The 16,983-nt window shown below is 65.9% G+C and carries 17 protein-coding genes and 1 tRNA gene; 7 read left to right on the top strand and 11 right to left on the bottom strand.

Translation table 11 applies throughout. The features are described from left to right. Window position 1 precedes the first annotated feature (1 nt). The gene (locus RAMLITH_RS03100; RefSeq protein ID WP_238344029.1) at window positions 2-1,270 is read left to right on the top strand and encodes a lactate racemase domain-containing protein; all 1,269 of its coding nucleotides are present in this window, start codon (window positions 2-4) and stop codon (window positions 1,268-1,270) included. 27 nt (window positions 1,271-1,297) lie between these two features. Here the strand turns inward: RAMLITH_RS03100 and RAMLITH_RS03095 are convergent, their stop codons facing one another. Both RAMLITH_RS03095 and RAMLITH_RS03090 read right to left on the bottom strand, forming a co-directional pair. Beyond that, entirely contained in the window at window positions 1,298-1,891 is a 594-nt protein-coding gene (locus RAMLITH_RS03095; RefSeq protein ID WP_168105848.1) for a thiamine pyrophosphate-dependent enzyme, read from the bottom strand. After that, entirely contained in the window at window positions 1,888-2,427 is a 540-nt protein-coding gene (locus tag RAMLITH_RS03090; RefSeq protein ID WP_168105847.1) for a phosphonopyruvate decarboxylase, read from the bottom strand. The genes RAMLITH_RS03095 and RAMLITH_RS03090 overlap by 4 nt, the downstream gene beginning before the upstream one ends. Window positions 2,428-2,984: 557 nt before the next feature. Between RAMLITH_RS03090 and RAMLITH_RS03085 the strand changes: the two genes are divergently transcribed. Together RAMLITH_RS03085 and RAMLITH_RS03080 are read left to right on the top strand one after the other, a co-directional pair. Further along, a complete protein-coding gene (locus RAMLITH_RS03085; RefSeq protein WP_168106432.1) occupies window positions 2,985-5,063 on the top strand; it encodes a c-type cytochrome in 2,079 nt (692 codons plus the stop codon). Between the two features lie 76 nt (window positions 5,064-5,139). Next, window positions 5,140-5,466, top strand: coding sequence for a c-type cytochrome (locus tag RAMLITH_RS03080; protein WP_168105846.1), 327 nt, complete (start codon window positions 5,140-5,142; stop codon window positions 5,464-5,466). An 89-nt stretch (window positions 5,467-5,555) separates the two neighbouring features. Here RAMLITH_RS03080 and RAMLITH_RS03075 read toward each other — a convergent pair whose 3' ends face one another. From RAMLITH_RS03075 to RAMLITH_RS03060, 4 genes are all read right to left on the bottom strand, one after another. Then, on the bottom strand, window positions 5,556-5,732 hold the full coding sequence (locus RAMLITH_RS03075; protein ID WP_168105845.1) for a hypothetical protein: 177 nt from the start codon (window positions 5,730-5,732) through the stop codon (window positions 5,556-5,558). Between the two features lie 20 nt (window positions 5,733-5,752). Continuing rightward, entirely contained in the window at window positions 5,753-6,826 is a 1,074-nt protein-coding gene (locus RAMLITH_RS03070; protein ID WP_168105844.1) for a YeeE/YedE thiosulfate transporter family protein, read from the bottom strand. Between the two features lie 8 nt (window positions 6,827-6,834). After that, window positions 6,835-7,764: a sulfurtransferase gene (locus tag RAMLITH_RS03065; protein ID WP_168105843.1), complete on the bottom strand. Its 930-nt coding sequence runs from the start codon at window positions 7,762-7,764 to the stop codon at window positions 6,835-6,837. Window positions 7,765-7,844: 80 nt separating this feature from the next. Continuing rightward, a complete protein-coding gene (locus RAMLITH_RS03060; protein WP_168105842.1) occupies window positions 7,845-9,068 on the bottom strand; it encodes a bifunctional alpha/beta hydrolase/OsmC family protein in 1,224 nt (407 codons plus the stop codon). Between the two features lie 207 nt (window positions 9,069-9,275). Here RAMLITH_RS03060 and RAMLITH_RS03055 point away from each other — a divergent pair, with 207 nt between their 5' ends. Next, window positions 9,276-9,923 (top strand): hypothetical protein, encoded by a 648-nt coding sequence (locus RAMLITH_RS03055; protein WP_168105841.1) that lies wholly within the window; start codon window positions 9,276-9,278, stop codon window positions 9,921-9,923. A gap of 27 nt (window positions 9,924-9,950) precedes the next feature. Here RAMLITH_RS03055 and RAMLITH_RS03050 read toward each other — a convergent pair whose 3' ends face one another. After that, window positions 9,951-11,258, bottom strand: a complete 1,308-nt coding sequence (locus tag RAMLITH_RS03050) for a D-amino acid dehydrogenase (protein WP_168105840.1) — start codon at window positions 11,256-11,258, stop codon at window positions 9,951-9,953. Window positions 11,259-11,378: 120 nt separating this feature from the next. On the opposite strand from RAMLITH_RS03050, the gene RAMLITH_RS03045 reads away from it, so the two are divergent. The 3 genes from RAMLITH_RS03045 to RAMLITH_RS03035 all read left to right on the top strand — a co-directional run bounded on the left by RAMLITH_RS03045 (window position 11,379) and on the right by RAMLITH_RS03035 (window position 13,486). Continuing rightward, window positions 11,379-11,858: a winged helix-turn-helix transcriptional regulator gene (locus RAMLITH_RS03045; RefSeq protein ID WP_168106431.1), complete on the top strand. Its 480-nt coding sequence runs from the start codon at window positions 11,379-11,381 to the stop codon at window positions 11,856-11,858. A gap of 336 nt (window positions 11,859-12,194) precedes the next feature. Further along, complete coding sequence (locus tag RAMLITH_RS03040; RefSeq protein WP_168105839.1) at window positions 12,195-12,449, top strand: hypothetical protein; 255 nt, start codon at window positions 12,195-12,197, stop codon at window positions 12,447-12,449. A 176-nt stretch (window positions 12,450-12,625) separates the two neighbouring features. Further along, the gene (locus RAMLITH_RS03035; protein WP_168105838.1) at window positions 12,626-13,486 is read left to right on the top strand and encodes a mechanosensitive ion channel family protein; all 861 of its coding nucleotides are present in this window, start codon (window positions 12,626-12,628) and stop codon (window positions 13,484-13,486) included. A gap of 193 nt (window positions 13,487-13,679) precedes the next feature. Here the strand turns inward: RAMLITH_RS03035 and RAMLITH_RS03030 are convergent, their stop codons facing one another. The 4 genes from RAMLITH_RS03030 to fdxA form a co-directional block, all read right to left on the bottom strand. Next, window positions 13,680-15,044: a hypothetical protein gene (locus tag RAMLITH_RS03030; protein ID WP_168105837.1), complete on the bottom strand. Its 1,365-nt coding sequence runs from the start codon at window positions 15,042-15,044 to the stop codon at window positions 13,680-13,682. A gap of 236 nt (window positions 15,045-15,280) precedes the next feature. After that, a tRNA-Asn gene (locus RAMLITH_RS03025) sits at window positions 15,281-15,356 on the bottom strand. Between the two features lie 121 nt (window positions 15,357-15,477). Then, complete coding sequence (locus RAMLITH_RS03020) at window positions 15,478-16,578, bottom strand: NAD(P)/FAD-dependent oxidoreductase (RefSeq protein ID WP_168105836.1); 1,101 nt, start codon at window positions 16,576-16,578, stop codon at window positions 15,478-15,480. Between the two features lie 61 nt (window positions 16,579-16,639). After that, window positions 16,640-16,969: a ferredoxin FdxA gene (gene fdxA, locus RAMLITH_RS03015; protein WP_168105835.1), complete on the bottom strand. Its 330-nt coding sequence runs from the start codon at window positions 16,967-16,969 to the stop codon at window positions 16,640-16,642. Between the last annotated feature and the right edge of the window lie 14 nt (window positions 16,970-16,983).

The raw sequence follows: 16,983 nt of genomic DNA, 5'->3' as shown, positions 1-16,983 counted from the left end.
GATGCTCTACGGGCGCGAGGGCATGAAGATCGATCTGCCGCCCGGCGCCCGACCGACAGTGATCGCCAAGCGGCCGCTGCCACGGCATGCCGACCCGCGGGCCGCGATCGAACGTGCCCTGGCCGAGCCGGTCGGCGCGCGGCCGTTCGACGAGCTGGTGCGCGGGCGCCAGAGCGCCTGCATCCTGATCTGCGACGTGACGCGCCCGGTGCCCAACCACCTGTTCCTGCGCCCGCTGATCGAGCGGATGCTGGCCGCGGGGATGGCGCGCGAACGCATCACCGTGCTCGTCGCCACCGGACTGCACCGCCCCAACCTCGGCGACGAACTGGCGGAGGTGGTCGGCGACCCGTGGGTGTTGTCCACCGTGCGCGTGGAGAACCACTACGCGCGCGATGCAGGGGCGCACGTCGATCTCGGCTTCACGTCGCGCCGCCGCACGCCGGTGAAACTGGATCGCCGCTTCGTCGAAGCCGACCTGCGCATCGCAACCGGCCTGGTCGAGCCGCACTTCATGGCCGGCTATTCCGGCGGCCGCAAGGTGATCGCGCCCGGCGTGGCGCACGAGGACACGATCCGCACCTTCCACAGCGCGCGCTTCATGGAGGACCCGGCGGCCATCCAGTGCAACCTGGCCGGCAATCCGCTGCACGAGGAGCAACTGGAGATCGTGCGCATGCTCGGCGAGGTCTACGCGATCAACACGATCATCGACGAGGACCGGCACCTGATCTACGCCAATTTCGGCGAGGTCATCGAGAGCCATCTGGCTGCGGTGGCCTTCGTCGCCGATAGCGCGAGGGTGGCGATCGGGCGCAAGTTCTCCACCGTGCTCACGTCGTCGGCCGGGCATCCGCTCGACAAGACGTATTACCAGACCGTGAAGGGCATGGTGACGCCGCTGGACATCGTCAAGCCCGGCGGAACGCTGATCGTCGTTTCGGAATGCTGCGAAGGCATGGGATCCGCCGAGTTCCGCGACGCGCAGCAGCGCCTGCTGGCGTTGGGCCCGGACGCGTTCCTGCGTTCGCTGCTGGCCAAGAACTTCGCCGACGTCGACGAGTGGCAGACCGAGATGCAACTGAAGTCCATGCGGGTCGCGCGCGTGCAGCTGTACACGACCGGACTGCAGGGCGACGACCGCGCCCTGACCGGCGTGGAGATGATCGATTCGGTCGAGGGCGCGATCGCGGACGCGCTGGCACGCGCCGATGACCCCGACATCGCGGTCATCCCGGAAGGGCCGTACGTGGTGCCGGTGGTTGGATAGGGCGGCGGCGCGGGATTCGGGACGCCGCTAGAACGTTTCCAGTCCGAGTGCCGCCCGGAACCGGTTCTTCAGGTGAACGCCATCGCGCGGGGGCAGGGCGCGCGCCAGCGCCTCGGCGCGAACGAACACCTGCGCCAGCAGGCAGGCCTTGCGCTGCCGAACCTGGGCCGCCAGCGCCGGCAGCGCGTTCAGGTCGCGGATCTCCATGATCTCGCCGAATCCGCAGCCCCTGGCCACGGTCGCCAGGCTCGTGCCCAGGCTGGTGTGGCTGCGCTGCATCCCGGTTTCGCCGAAGTGACCGTTGTCCAGCACCACGATGCTGAGGTTGGCGGGTTGCTGTGCGGCGATGGTGGCGAGCGTACCCAGGCCCATGAGTTGCTCGCCGTCCCCGGTCAGCACGACCACTCGGCGCGCCGGTTGCGCCAGCGCGAGGCCCAGTCCCATTGCCGCGGCACCGCCCATCGCGCCCCACAGATAGAAGTTCTCCGGCCGGTCGCCAGCGGCGAACAAGTCGTATGAGGGGGAACCGAGCCCGCTGATCACCAGCGCCTCCGGGCAGGCGCGAAGCAGGCCCTGCACGAAGGCACGGCGGTCGATCCGATCATCGCGGGGCTGGTTCATTGGCTGCGCTCCCATTCCTTGCGCCCGATCAGGCACTGCGACAACAGCACCGCGACGGATTCGCCGGCATGGAAGACGGCGTCGAACGCGGCGCCGACGGTCGCCGCCACGTCTTCCGATCGGCTCGCCCGCAACACCCGCACGCCCATGGCTTCCAGCGTCGGCTGGGTGGCCTTGCTCATTGGCACTTGCCAGGGATTGAATTCGGCCCACTCGCCGCGCATCGTCACCAGGCACAGGAAGGGAAAGCGGCAGTTCTCGACCAGCGACAGCATGTTGATGCAATTGCCGACGCCGCTGCTTTGCATCAGCAGCACGGCGCGCTCGCCGCCCAGCCAGGCGCCGCACACCGTCGCGACGCCTTCCTCTTCCGTCGTCAGCACGATGCCGCGCATCCCCGGGTCGGCGTGCACGCGCCGGATCACATGGGAGTGCCCGGCGTCCGGCACATACGCCACCTGCCGGACGCCGCCGCGCTTGAGGATCCCGAAAATCTCTTCCTGCCAGTCGGCCGGTGCGTCAGTCGCACTGTTCATCATGGTCCTTCACTCACGCCTCGCGCTCGTCTGGTTGAGGAAGCTCTGAACAAATCCCGCCGTGCGCGACGGTGCTTTTCCGGGATGAGATGCCAGGCGCCAGACCCAAGGCAAGCCTGGACGGCTTGCCTGGTCTGGCAACGCCGCAGGTCGCCCGGAAAAGCGCCGTCCCTACGGGCTCGGGCAACAACGGGCGCTTTGCGCACCAAGTTCCTTGCCGGTGCGTCCAGCACCGGCTGCGAAACGTTGGCGCACAAATCATCCCGTTCTTGCCTCGAGCGCGCGCGACGCGATTTATTCAGAGCTTCCTTAACCCGCCGCTCGAGGAGCAAGTCTAGCGCGCGGGCCCGGCGCCGCTTCCCGCCGCCGGCACCGGACTTCCCCAGTTCCGGCCGGCGTGCATTGCTCCAGATCAACCCGGGGGAGGCGGCTGATAGGGAATTGTTCGTAGCGCAGTCGCGCTTTTCGTCGATTGTGGCGAGCACCCCCGGTTCGTATTCTCGAACGCACCAAAGCTGGCGTCGCCGCCCGAGGCGATGCGTTGGAGAAAGACCATGATGCGTTTCCGAAAACACCTGCTCACCGTGGCGGCCGGCGCTTCCCTCGCGCTGCTGGCAGCCGTGGCCGTCGTCGCGCAGCCCAGCGCACCCGCGCCCCTTGCATCGACGCCGGTCGACGCCGCGCCCGGCACGGACCTCGTCCAGCGCGGCGGATACATCGCCCGCCTGGGCGACTGCGTAGCCTGCCACACGGCACCCGGGGGCCAGCCCATGGCCGGCGGCCTCGCGCTCGAGACCCCCTTCGGCACGCTGTATTCCACCAACATCACGCCCGATGCGCGGACCGGCATCGGCGGCTACAGCTTCGAGCAGTTCGATCGCGCGATGCGGCGCGGCATCGCGGCCGACGGGCACAACCTGTACCCCGCGATGCCGTATCCCTCCTACGCCAGGATGACGGAGGACGACATGCGCGCGTTGTTCGCGTACATGATGAAGGGGGTGGCCGCGGTCAGTCAGCCGAACCAGCCGGCGGAGCTGACATGGCCGTTCAGCATGCGCTGGGGCCTGGCGCTCTGGAACTGGGCGTTCCTGGACGAGGAACGCTTCACCCCGGATCCGGCGAGGGACGCGGTGACCAATCGCGGGGCCTACCTGGTGCAGGGCCTGGGCCATTGCGGCTCCTGCCACACTCCGCGCGGCATCGCCTTCCAGGAGAAGGCGATGAGTGACCGCGCCAGCAACGGCGACCACTACCTGGCCGGCGAGAAGGTCGAGAACTGGCGAGCGCTCAGCCTGCGCAACCTCTGGACCGTCGAAGACACGGTGCAGGTGCTCAGGACGGGACAGAACCGTTTTGCCACGGTCTCGGGCAACATGGCGGAGGTCATCAGCCACAGCACCCAGCACTTCACGGATGCGGACCTGACCGCGATCGCCACGTACCTGAAGTCGCTGCCGCCCGGCAAGGGTGAACTGGCGATGCAGGCGGCGCCCAAGGCGCCCGACGGCCAGCCGCCGGCCTCCCTGTTCGCGACGCGCGGTGGCCTCGGCTATGCCCAGTATTGCGTCACCTGCCACCGCCAGGGCGGCGAGGGCGTGAAGGACATCTTCCCGCCGCTCGCGGGCAACCCGACCATCGCCTCGGCCAATCCCGAGACGCTGCTGCACGTCACGCTCACTGGCTGGAAGACACCCCAGACGGCGGCGCACCCGCGCGGCTTCACCATGCCCGGCTTCGCCGAGCTGTCGAACGAGGAGATCGCCGAGATCCTCACCTTCGTCCGCAGCAGCTGGGGCAACAAGGCCGCCCCCGTGCGCGCCGCCATGGTCGAGGAGATGCGCGAGGAGCTCGGGCTCAAGCCGCTCAAGCCGGCCAGCTTTGCCGCGCCCAAGCTCGCCGACATGCTGGCCGCCGCCAACGCCGACCAGCTCGTGCGCGGCATGCGTCTGCACCTGGAAACGAAGAAGCTGGTGCCGGCCAACGTCGGCAACGACCTCAATTGCGGCAGCTGCCATACCAACGCCGGGACGGTGGCCGGGGGATCGCCCTTCGTCGGCGTCTCGGCCATGTTCCCGAGCTACGGCGCGCGCGCCGGACGGGTGATCACGCTCGAGGAGCGGATCAACGGCTGCTTCCTGCGCTCCATGAACGGCAAGCCGCTGCCCAAGGAGTCGGCGGACATGAAGGCGATGGTCGCCTACTACGACTGGATGAAGAACGACCACAAGATGGGCGACAAGGTGCCCGGCCGCGGCATCGGCAAGGTGGACGGCTCGCTGGTGGCCAACGTGGACAACGGCAGGAAGGTGTACGACGCGCAGTGCGCGGTGTGCCACGGCGCCAATGGCGAAGGCCTGAAGAAGGCCGACGGCACACCGGTGTTTCCGGCCCTCTGGGGCGACGCCTCCTTCAACATCGGCGCCGGCATGGCCCGCACCTACAAGGCCGCGGACTTCGTGAAGGCCAATATGCCGTTCGGCGTGCATGGCAAGTTCCCGCTGGGCCAGGGCAGCCTGACCGACCAGGACGCGGTGGACGTCGCCGAGTTCTTCACTCACCAGCCGCGCCCGGACTTCGCCGCCAAGGACAAGGACTTCCCGAAGGACAAGAAGCCGAAGGACTACCGCTACTGACCAGCGTTGCGCGCGCCGTTCAGGCTTCATTCAGGTTGCGGCAGCTAGAGTCGTCTCGTCACCAACGGAGATGTCCATGAAGACGATGTCGATTGCCACGCTGCTGCTCACCGGCGCGTTCCTGGCGCTGCCCGCCTCGGCGCAGGACGCCGACGCGGTCCAGGCGATGCTGAAGAAGGAGGGCTGCACCAAGTGCCACTCCGTCGACAAGTCCAAGAAGGGGCCCGCCTACCAGAAGGTGGCCGCGAAGTACAAGGGCAAGGCCGACGCGCAGCAGAAGCTGGAGCAGTTCCTGACCACCAGCCCGAAGGTGAAGTTCGACGACGGCTCGGAAGAGGAGCACAAGGCGCTCAAGGACAAGGGCGCGACGGGCAACTTCATCAAGTGGGTGCTGTCGCTCTGACGGGACGGGCGGGAAACGCCGTCAGTCGCCGGGCTGGCGAAGGCTGGCCCCATCGGGGGCCTGCCTGACACCGGCCCGCGCGCCCGGGCTTATTCGCCGGCCGCCGAGCAGTGTCCGCCGCTCACCACCTGCCCGGAGCCGGCCGCGATCAGCGGCGGTTCCTGGCGCAGGTCGATGGCCGGCGAGCGGGTGAAGTCCCAGGCCAGGAACAGCACCAGCAGCGTCCAGAACGCCCAGCGCAGGAGCGAGGTCACGTTGGCATTCATGTTGATGTCCTCCTGGCCGGTCAGAACGCGAACCGCCGCCGCACACGCAGCCCGATCAAGGTGCCGGCAAAGGCCATGGGCACCCAGATCCAGCCGTGCAGGCTGCCGGTGGAGATGCCGCTGAACATCGCGCCCACGTTGCAGCCGAAGGCCAGTCGCGAGCTGTAGCCCATGACGAAGCCGGCGGCGAGGCCGATGGCCCATTGCGTTGCGTTCAGCGGCTTGGCGTCGGCCGGCTTGCGCGCCGATACCCACAGCGCGCCGCCCAGCAGGCCGATGTTGGTGATGGACGTGACGTCCAGCAGCACCGACTGGCCCAGCCGTTGCGCGTTGCCGGCCTGGCTCCAGAAGGCATTGCCGGCGGCATCGAACAGGCCCAGCGATTGCACGCCCTTGGCAGCCCACAGGCCGAAGCCGTAGACCACGCCCCAGGGCTGGCCGGCGATCACCAGGTTCAGCGTCGCCAGCCCCGCCAGCACCACGGCGCCCCAGACCCAGCGCCGGTCCCACAGCGGCTTGCCCGGGCCGACCCACAGGCGCACGGCCACGCCGACGGCGGCGAGCGCCAACAGGGTCGCAGACAGTGCCCCGCCCGTGCCCCAGGCGTCGACCAGTCCCACCGGCTTGATCTGTCCGAGCGCCAGCCACTTGTCGATGTGGACCGAACCCAGGAAGCTGCCCAGCGCGAACAAGGGCAGGATGCCCATGTTCAGCGGCACGCCGAGGCCGGCCTTATACAGCGTGCCGGAGCCGCAGCCGTCGGCGATCTGCATGCACAGCCCGAACACAAACGCGCCCACCAGCAGGCTGATGCTTGGCGGGCCGAGCGCGGCATGCAGTTCCGGAAACGCACCCAGCAGCGGCATCGCCAGGGCGGCAGCCAGGGCCAGCAACAGCAACTGGCCGAAGACGCCGCGCGGGTCGCGCTGCTCCACCAGTTGCCGCCAGCCGGTCGTGAAGCCGAAGCGCGCGCCGGCGAGCGCGGCGCCCAGGCCCAGGCCGACCAGGAACAGGACGGCCTGGCGCACCGAGACGCTCCAGACCAGCAGAATGAAAAAGGCGGCCAGTGCGGCCGCCAGGGGAAGGCGCTTCATCGTTTCGATCAGAAGGTTCGCTCGGACCAGAGCCTGGCGTCGATCAGCAGTTGCTTCGCGCGGCCCGGCACGTTGGACATCGGCAGTCCCTTGGCGTCCTGGGTCCAGTCGACCATGGAGCCGGGATACAGTTTCACGTTCTTGTGGCCGGCGATCTCGGACAGCGCGAACCAGTCGGTGGCGGCCCAGTGACCGGTGTTGCAGAAGGCCACCGCCTCCTTCGTCGCATCGATCGAGCTGGACGCCTGGCGTGCCTTCTCGGGCACGAACACGGCGCTGTTGCCGTTGAAGAAGCGGCTGTGCTCCACGTTCACCGCGCCTTCCAGCGTGCCGGGCAGCTTGGCCGCCTGATGCCGCGTCTCGCCCAGGAAGAAGTCGGCCGGGCGGGCGTCGACCAGGACCGCCGAGTCATTGGCCGCCTTCTGCGCCACCTGCTCGCGGCTGGCGATCAGGCTCGCGTCCAGCTGCGGCGCATAGGTGCTGGCGGCGACGGTCACAGCCGCGTTGTCCTGCGGAAGGCCGGCCTGGGCCCAGCCCTTGACGCCGCCGTTGAGGATCGACAGCTCCTTCAGGCCCAGCACCTTGAGCGTCCAGTACACGCGCGCCGATGCGCCGAAATCCGTGGAGTCCGCGCCGCTCGACACGACGACGGCGTGGGTGGCGGGCGTGAGGCCCAGCGATTGCACCAGTGCCGTCAGCTTCGGCAACTCCGGCAGTTCTCCCGGATTGGTGGCGGGGCCACGCCATTTGCCGTAAGGCGCGTTGACCGCGCCGGGAATGTGCTGGCCGGCGTACGACTTGGGATCGCGGATGTCGATCACGCGCACCGAGGGGTTGCCCAGCAGCGGCTTCAGCTCAGCGGGCGTGAGCAGCGGCTGCGCCGCGAACGACAGGCCGGCAGCGGCCAGCGACAGTGCGAATACGAGAATCTTCTTCATGGCTTTGACCTCCCAGGACAACCGAGTCGCGGATTGTCCCCGCGGGGATGCTGCCGGCAAACGACTTTCTCCTCATAAGCTCATGCCGCCCGCGTGACCACTTTCACCTCGGAATGCAAGGTGCGGTGCACGGGACACATGTCGGCGATCTCCATCAGGCGGGCACGCTGTGCGTCGTCCAGTGGCCCCACCAGTTCGATCGCGCGCTCGATCCGGTCCAGCTTGCCGTCCTTCGTCTCGCAGTCCTCGCAGTCGGCCGCGTGGATCTTGTCGTGGGTCAGCGTCACGCGCGTGTTTTCCAGCGGCCACTGCTTGCGCCGCGCGTACATGCGCAAGGTCATCACGGTGCATTCGCCCAGCGCTGCCAGCAGCAGCTCGTAGGGACTCGGGCCGAGGTCGTCCCCGCCGGCGGCGACCGGCTCGTCGCCGACCAGGGTGTGGCGGCCGGCCTGGATGCTCACCGCGAAGGCGCCGGTGCCGCGCTCGCTGACGCGCACCGTGCCTCCGGGAAGCGCTTCGTGCGCGGCGGGCGCGGACGCCGATTGCTCCGGCAGATAGCGGCCGGCCCAGGCAGCGATGACGCCGGCGGCAAACCGCGCATCGGCCGCGTTGGCGAGGAGGTGGTCGGCACCGTCCAGCGAGACGAAGGACTTGGGATGCAGCGCCTGCTCGAAGATGCGGCGCGCGTTGTCGACGTCGACCACCGTGTCGCCGGGCGCATGCAGCACCAGCAACGGGCGGCGCAACGAGCGGATGCGCTCGGCCTGCGGCTGGCCCGTCACGTCCTCGACGAACTCGCGCCGCACCGGGAACTCGCGCCCGCCCAGCGTCACGCGGGCCTCGCCTTGCGCCTCGATCACGGCCAGGTCCTTGCCGAGGTGCCGCGTCACGTGCGCCGGATCGAAAGGCGCTCCCAGGGTCGCGACCGCACGCGCATCGGCGATCCGGTGCGCGGCGGCGAGGACGGCCGCGCCGCCGAGCGAGTGACCCACCAGCAGAGCCGGCTCGCCATGCGTGGCGCGCAGCCAGTCGGCCGCTGCCACGAGGTCGTCGACGTTCGAGCTGAAATGCGTGTTGCCGAAATCGCCGCCGCTGCCGCCCAGCCCGGTGAAGTCGAAGCGCAGCACGCCGAAGCCGGCCTCGGCCAGGGCGCGCGCGATGTACGCCGCGGCCTTGCTGTCCTTGGAACAGGTGAAGCAGTGGGCGAACACGGCCCAGGCCCGCGGCGTGCCGTCGGGGGTGTCCAGGCGGCCGGCCAGCGGGTGGCCGAGGCTGCCGGTAAATTCGACGCGGGCGCTGGGCATGGGGATCCCTTTCATCGACGCGGTGCAGCGGTGTGGACGGCTGGCTTGACCGCGCCATTGTGCGCACGCGCGACGCGGGCGACCACCTATGGGGCACGACGAGTAGGGGATCGGATGAAGTTGATGCGCTGCAGTCGTGCGAAGATCTACGGATGAGATCACTTCAGGGCCGAGTTGGCGCCTGGGAGACCACGCAGAAGAATGAAAATGAAGTACACCCTTGCGGCTCTAGGGTCGAGCCTCCTGTTCGCTGCTGCTGCGGCGCATGCACAGGATGCACACCGCGAAATCTTCCCCACCTGGGACGGCAGCGTGTTGAACATGCGCTCGCTGCGGGTGGGGCCGGACGGTGGCTATCGCAACGTGAAGGTCCGCATCGGTGCGATGCGCCTGGCCTGGTTCGGTGGCTGCAAGCGCGTGAGCTACGGGCAAAGCGGCTACGGCAACGCGTTTCTCGACTGGCCGGTGCAGTACAAGCAGGACTACGACGGCTTCCCGCACTGGCTGGAGATCCAGAACGTCGTCGTCGGCGACGAGATCTGCGGCCCGGTGTCCGTGATCCTGGATTCCTTCGAGGTGCTTTCGGTCCAATCCGCGTGGTCGTTCGCGTGCCTGGCCGCGCACCTGACGGACGCCAGGTTCGATGCGATCCAGCCCGGCATGACCCTGACCCAGGTGGAGGACCTGCTCCAATGCCCCGGACGCGTGCGCTACTACCAGCCGGACCAGGCCGGCGGTTATTGGCGCTTCGAGTTCACGGCCGTCGACCAGTGGCGCAAGATCGGCGTGTTCGTCGACGCGAACACCGCCCGCGTGCGCACCTTCGGCTACTACAAGACCAACGCGCTGGACTAGCAGGCCGCTGCCGCTTTGCCCGACCCGTCACGCGAACTGGCCGGCGCGATCATGACCCGCCGCCCCGGGGACCGCGCCGTAGCGGTCCACGGACAGGCCCTCGGTGGAGATTTCCGGCGAACGTCCCGTGACGACGTCGGCGAGCATTCGACCCGAGCCGCAGGCCATCGTCCAGCCGAGCGTGCCGTGCCCGGTGTTCAGGAACAGGTTGCCATGCCGCGTGCGGCCCACGATGGGCGTGCTGTCCGGTGTCATCGGACGCAGCCCGGTCCAGAATTCGGCGCGTGCCAGATCGCCACCGGGGAACAACTGCTGCGTGACCATCTCGAGCGTCGCCCGGCGGCGCGGCAGCAGGGTCTGGTCGAAGCCTGACAGTTCCGCCATGCCGCCGACGCGGATGCGCTGGTCGAAGCGCGTCAGCGCGATCTTGTACGTTTCGTCCAGCACCGTGGACACCGGCGCGAGCGATTCGTCCACGATCGGGATCGTCAGCGAATAGCCTTTCACCGGGTACACGGGGATGTCGATGCCGGTGGGAGCGAGGAGGGTGCGCGAGTAGCTGCCGAGCGCGAGGACGTAGCGATCGGCCTTCAGCACTTCGCGCTCGGGGGTGTCCAGCTGCACGCCGGTGATCCGGTTAGCGTGATCGAAGGTGAACGCATCGGCCGAAACGCCGAAGCGGAACTCCACGCCGAGCCCCTCGGCGATCTTCGCCAGCGCCGTCGTGAACAGGAAGCAGTCTCCCGTCTCGTCGGCCGGCAGCCGAAGCCCGCCGGCGATCTGCTGGCGCGACCGGGCGAGGGCGGGCTCCGCCCGCTTCACCCCTGCCTCGTCCAGCAGCTCGAAGCCGATCCCGAACTGGCGCAACACGCGGATGTCGCGCTCGGCCTGTTCGAGCTGCCTGGGCGAGCGGAACAATTGAAGCGTCCCCGACGCGCGGGCCTCGTACTGGATCCCTGTCTCCGCGCGAAGATGCTGCAGGCAGGAGCGGCTGTAGCTGGCGAGCCGCAACATGCGCTCCTTGTTCTGCGCATACCGCGACGGCGAGCAGTTCTTCAGCATGGCGGCCAGCCACCGCAGCTGGAACAGGGTTCCGTCCGGACGCATGGCCAGCGGCGCGTGGCGCTGGAACATCCACTTCAGGGCTTTCAGCGGAATGCCGGGGGCGCCCCAGGGAGTGGAGTACCCGGGCGACACCTGTCCCGCGTTGGCGAAGCTGGCGTCCTGCGCCGGGCCGTCATGCCGATCGATGACGGTGACCTGCGCGCCGGAGCGGGCGAGGTAGTAGGCGGTGGTGATTCCGATGACGCCGGCGCCCAGGACGATGACTTTCACGTGTTCTTCCCAAAAGTTCGAGCAACTGCTGGAACTCTACCCAGGCATAGCGGCAACTGTTGCCGTAATAACGCCATGAGCCGAGAATTCCTGCTGTCGAACCCGCTGGAAACCTCCACCATGCAGCAAACCTCTGAACTCGACTCGATCGACCTGCGCATCCTCGACCTCCTGCAGCACCAGGGGCGGCTCACGATGACCGAGCTGGGCGACAAGGTGGGGCTGTCCACCTCGCCGTGTTCGCAGCGGGTGAAGCGGCTGGAGCGGCTCGGCGTCATCACCGGGTACCACGCCAGGATCGATCCGGCAGCGGCGGGCAGGACGCTGCTCGTCTTCGTGGAGATCACCCTCACGCAGAAATCCGAGCCCGTCTTCAAGAAGGTCCGCGACGAGCTGGAGCACATGCCCGAAGTGCTCGAGTGCCATCTCGTGTCCGGCACCTTCGACTACCTCGTCAAGGCGCGGCTGTCGGGCATGGCCGAATACCGGCAGCTGCTCGGCTCCATGCTGAAGAAGATTCCGGTGCCGGCGCAGTCGAACAGCTACGTCGTGATGGAGGAGATCAAGGAGAGTTTCGTGATCAAGGTGAAGCAGCGCTGAGGGCGTCGGCGAGCTGCGCTCCTTCGATCGATGATCTGCGCGGCTGCGTGGGTTTCTGCTGCGAGGGCGCTGTCCAACATCTTTCGCTGCGGTGCCGACATTCGGTTCAGCATTCGACGCAGCAACCCCCTTCCGCCCATGTGGCGGCCTGCAACCTGGCCTGGGGCGACGGCAACTGCTTTGGGGGTGAGGCGATTCCTCGCTGCGCTACGGCAGGAAGAATTTGACCTGAGTCAAGGCCCGTGGCCGTGGCTCCTCAGCCGTTGTTATTGATGAGCGCCGTGGGTGACAAGATGCCCGGCTTCAACGGACGCAATCGCCGGCCGCGGAGTGAAGATGAGCGCCTCATTTTTCATGTCTGGTCTTGTCACGCTCGGCGAAAGCCACGGCGAATTCTTTACATTGCTCGGGCTGCCCGCGCCATCCGTACTGACTGTCGAACAGTTTCATGTACTTCTGAACGAGGCGCGGGGAGTGCTCAGCGTAATGAGTTCCGACCCGGATGCAGACCCAGTGGTCGAATTCCTGTCGTCACAAATCCTCGCCGACATCGTGCAGCAGTTTGCAGGTGCAGTAGGGCGCCTTGCTTGAGTGGGGCAGCGGTTCGACACTGCAACCGACCAAGGCCTTCGCGCAGCACGACCCAGTGCCTTTGCGCGCTCGAGCGCGTTGCCGTGACTCGAGGCGCTCGTGACCCGCGCTGACGTGGTCGGGCACGTGGTATTGTGCTTCCGGTTCCTTGGCGCACAGCGAGCAAACAAATCACCATGGACAAGTCCTTGCAGTCGCTCGATCAGGTAAAGGCGTCTGCGCTTGACATGGCGGTCCGGTTCGGCCCGAAGCTGTTCACGGCGATCGTCATCATCGTCATCGGCTACTTCGTCGGCGGTTGGGCGGGCAGAATGCTGGATCGCCTGCTGGTGCGATCGAAGCTCGAGGCGCCGGTGCGGATTCTCCTGGTCCGCATGCTTCGGCTTGTGGTGCTGGCGCTGTTCGTGGTCGTCGGGTTGCAGAACCTCGGCATCGAGCTTTTGCCAATGGTGGCCGGCATGGGCATCGCGGGAGCAGGGATCGCGCTGGCGATGCAGGGGATCCTCGGCAATGTCGCGGCCGGACTGACGATCATGTTCACCCGGCCGTTTCATGTCGGCGACTACATTTCAATCGCACACGAGGAAGGCGAGGTCCTGGACATCAGCCTTTTCAGCACGACCCTGGGGCATGCAGATCTGTCGAAGGTCGTGATCCCCAACCGCAAGATTGTCGGAGAGATTCTCCACAACTACGGCCGGATCCGTCGGCTCGATATCAAGGTAGGGGTCGCATACAGCGCCGACCTGGATACCGCCCTGGCTTTGCTCTCGGACATCCTGCACGGCCACCCACGCGTCCTCCGGGCGCCGGCTCCGGCGTTCGGGGTTACGCAGCTTGCAGAGTCCCACGTCACAGTCAGTGTTGCACCATGGGTCGAGGTGCCTGACTACGAAACGGCGATCCGGGAAATCAACAAGACGATTCTTGATACTTTTCGCCAGCGAAACATCGGGATCGCCGCACCACAGCGGGAAGTGCGGATGCTTGGTCCGGCGGCGCCAGCGCTACACGAGGCTGCGAGCAAGACGAGCTGACCTATCGACACAGCACAGCGGCGGACAGCCTGATGTCGGCCGAGAAGCGCCTTGAAGAGTTTCGGGACAGGGGCGCTCTTCGATCGGACATGTCCAAGAGGCAAGAAAAAGGGGTTGCGATCGCTCGCAACCCCTTGCTTTTTCTGGCTCCTCGACCTGAACGAAACTGAGAATGGGACCGAGGCCCTAGCGCTCAAGTAGTAGAAGCTTTGGCAATCGTCAGGTTCAAGATCTCCTCCCGGTTAAGTGACCAGTCCGTCTGTGATCTCGCGTCGTGCCACCACAGCACGAAGGTGGTCAAGCAGTACAAAGTCCGAAGAGCTTCGAAGCTGCCAAGAGGAACTCTCGACTTGTGTGATGCCGCGTTCCTGTACCGTATAAGCTCGAGCAGGTCGTCATTGAGCATCGGTGGAAAGAGTGACGATTTCCGGCCAGGCTTCGAGATTCCATCAATCTTGGACGTGTAGCATTTTCGGTCGGCCTTGACCAAAGAGATGACATCGCGCAGAACTGATTCCAGATGCGATGAATAAGCATTGTCAGCAGCTTCGCGAAGGGTTTTCAGAGTGCTGATCGCCTTGTAGACAGCATCTGCATCCCCAAGCTTCGGAGAAGGTGGCTGCGTCAGTTCTCTCAGCTTCGAGTGTATTTGCTCGTACAGTTGACCCAACGTGCTTCCCTTGCCGCCCGGCATTCTGAAGTAGTACTCGTAAACCTGGGTGAGGTAATCCTCGGCCAGCAATCCGAGTGAGCTGATGCAATGCGTGAAGTCGTTTTTCACGAAATAGTCGAAAGCGATCTTGAGCCCGCTTTTGATTCTGGCGTCTTTGATCAAATCGTCGAACGTGATTTGTAGGAACAGGAAATACGGCGCAAAAAGCTCATCTTCTGGAGAGAAGATCTTTTCGACTTCGCAATCGCCAAGTTCGGCTGATGACAGGAATGCGCCGAGATCCGTAAGCGGTTCCTGTTTGTCAGAAACGAACGTAACGTGGTCCGAGTTCCAAGGGCCATGGATCAGCACATAACCGCTCTTCAGGCGATATGGCCGTTCAGCGGTCACGTTGGCAAGATAGTCAGGAAAGTAGATGCGATCACGGAATAGTTCGACTGTCTCTGGAAACTGTTGAGCCACCTGCTCCGGATCAAAGGGCTCTTTACCTGTATGCCCATGGTTCAGTAAGGCCTGCTCGTCAGCTGCGCCATGTTGATGGTAAAGCGTGCCCGCAGTGATCGCCTTCATGCAGGTCGAGATCTTTTTCAGTTCAGCTGGGCTCTCGCCATCGGCCTCGCCGCGAATCGCCTCTTCGATATCGGTCGTCACCCCGTAGAAAGGTGCCAAGTACGAGAGCAATTTGCCGTCAAACCGGCGTTTGACGGTGAGGCGCCAGAAGCCGACGCTGACTGGGGAGCGTAGGTAATCCTCAAGGCGCCTGAGCTCGGCTCCCGATAGAGCGTTCTTGGCGTTCTTTTCGGTTATGGTCCGCACTGCGAGCCGACGCGCTTCCAGCTTCTTTGCTACCGCGGGATCCACGGCGCGTTTGACCTTGAGTGCCATTCGTCCTCCTAGCCCCCCAGTTCGATAACACGGGGCTACAGATACAAAACGGTGAATCTTCCTCCTGAGCGCCTTTACTGTCCAGTCAGGCGCCGGGCGGGCGGGGGCCGCTCGGGGGCCCATCCCGAATCTGCTTCGAGAAAGGCGGGTGGTGACGGGACAAGAAGGCTGCAGTCGTCGATGCAGCGGCAGAAAAGAAAATGGGCACCGCTCGGGTGCCCATCTCTAGCCATGTCTGGCTCCTCGACCTGGGCTCGAACCAGGGACCTACGGATTAACAGTCCGGCGCTCTACCGACTGAGCTATCGAGGAATGTCGGTTCCGGTGTCGTTCACCGGAGCCTCGCATTATAGCGAACTTTTTCGGCCTTCTCGGCAGTGGCGGCGATCGCGATGCAATTCTTGTCGCGCTTCGCGCCGCCCTCGCGTCTGCCTCAGTCGAACACCGGCGTCTCGACCCCCAGCACCTTGTGCAGCTTGGGGCTGGTGGTCGTGTACTGCAGGTGGATCTTCTTTTCCGGGAAGATGAAGGGCGCGGCGGCGAAGGCGGCCAGGGCGCACTCGTGGAAGCCCGACAGGATCAGCTTCTTCTTGCCGGGGTAGGTGTTGATGTCGCCCACGGCAAAGATACCGGGCACGTTGGTGGAGAACTTCTCGGTGTCCACCTTGAGCTGCTTGCGCTCGATGTCCAGGCCCCACTGGGCGATCGGGCCGAGCTTGGGAGACAGGCCGAAGAACACCAGCAGCACGTCCAGCGGCATCAGGCGCGTGACGCCGTCGCTGCCGGTGACCTTGACGCCGGTGAGCTTGCCGTCCTTCTCTTCGTAGCCGGTGACCTGGCCGACGCTGAACTGCATTTCGTGCGCGTCGCACAGCTCGTGCATCTTGGCGACCGAGGCCGGCGCGGCCTTGAAGCCGTCGCGGCGGTGCAGCAGGATCACGCTCTCGGCGCGGTTGGGGCCTTCCTGCGCGAACTGCAGCGTCCAGTCCAGGGCGGAGTCGCCGCCGCCGACGATGACGAGGTTCTTCCCCGCGAAGTCGGCCGGATTCTTGACGCGGTAGAAGACCTGCGAGCCTTCGAACTTCTCCAGCCCGTCGACCTTCAGGGTGCGGGGCTGGAAGGCGCCAACGCCGGCCGCGATGAAGATGGTGCGCGTGAGGAAGCGCGTGCCCCTGGAGGTCTCGACGTAGAAGCGGCCGTCGTCCTGCGGCCGGACCTCGGTCACTTCCTGGCCGAAGTGGAAGGTGGCGCCGAAAGGCTCGATCTGCTTGAGCAGGTTGTCGGTCAGTTCCTGGCCCGTGCACACCGGCACGGCGGGGATGTCGTAGATCGGCTTGTCGGGATAGAGCTCCACGCACTGCCCGCCGGGATAGCCCAGCGAGTCGATCACATGGGCCTTGATCTCCAGCAGCCCGAGCTCGAACACCTGGAAGAGCCCGACCGGCCCGGCGCCAACGATGACTGCATCCGTTTCAATGGGTCCGTCGTGGGCGGCAGCGGTCTTGATCACTTCTTGGTTCAGTTGTGGTTCCATACGACTATAGCGTTCACGGCCATTCTCCGCGGCGGCCCATGGCCGGCGGGTGGCAGGGTTATCAGCGGACCAGCTCCTTGAGCTTGTCCGTCTTGTCCTTCCATTCCTCGGCGTCCTCGAGGGCCGGCTTGCGCTTGGTGATGCTCTTCCAGCCCGGCGCATGCGACAGCTCGGCGTTGAGCTTGGTGAACTGCACCTGGTTGGCCGGCACGTCCTCCTCGGCGAAGATCGCGTTCACCGGGCATTCGGGGATGCAGACAGCGCAGTCGATGCACTCGTCCGGGTCGATGACCAGCATGTTGGGTCCTTCCCGGAAGCAGTCGACCGGGCACACGTCGACGCAGTCGGTGTACTTGCAGCGGATACAGGATTCGGTGACGACGTGGGTCATGGTCTCTTGTGTTG

The organism is Ramlibacter lithotrophicus, assembly GCF_012184415.1.
GTDB classification, from domain to species: Bacteria; Pseudomonadota; Gammaproteobacteria; order Burkholderiales; family Burkholderiaceae_C; genus Ramlibacter; species Ramlibacter lithotrophicus.
The sequence above is the reverse complement of the archived record's forward strand: the minus strand, read 5'-3'. Positions and strand labels throughout refer to the sequence as shown.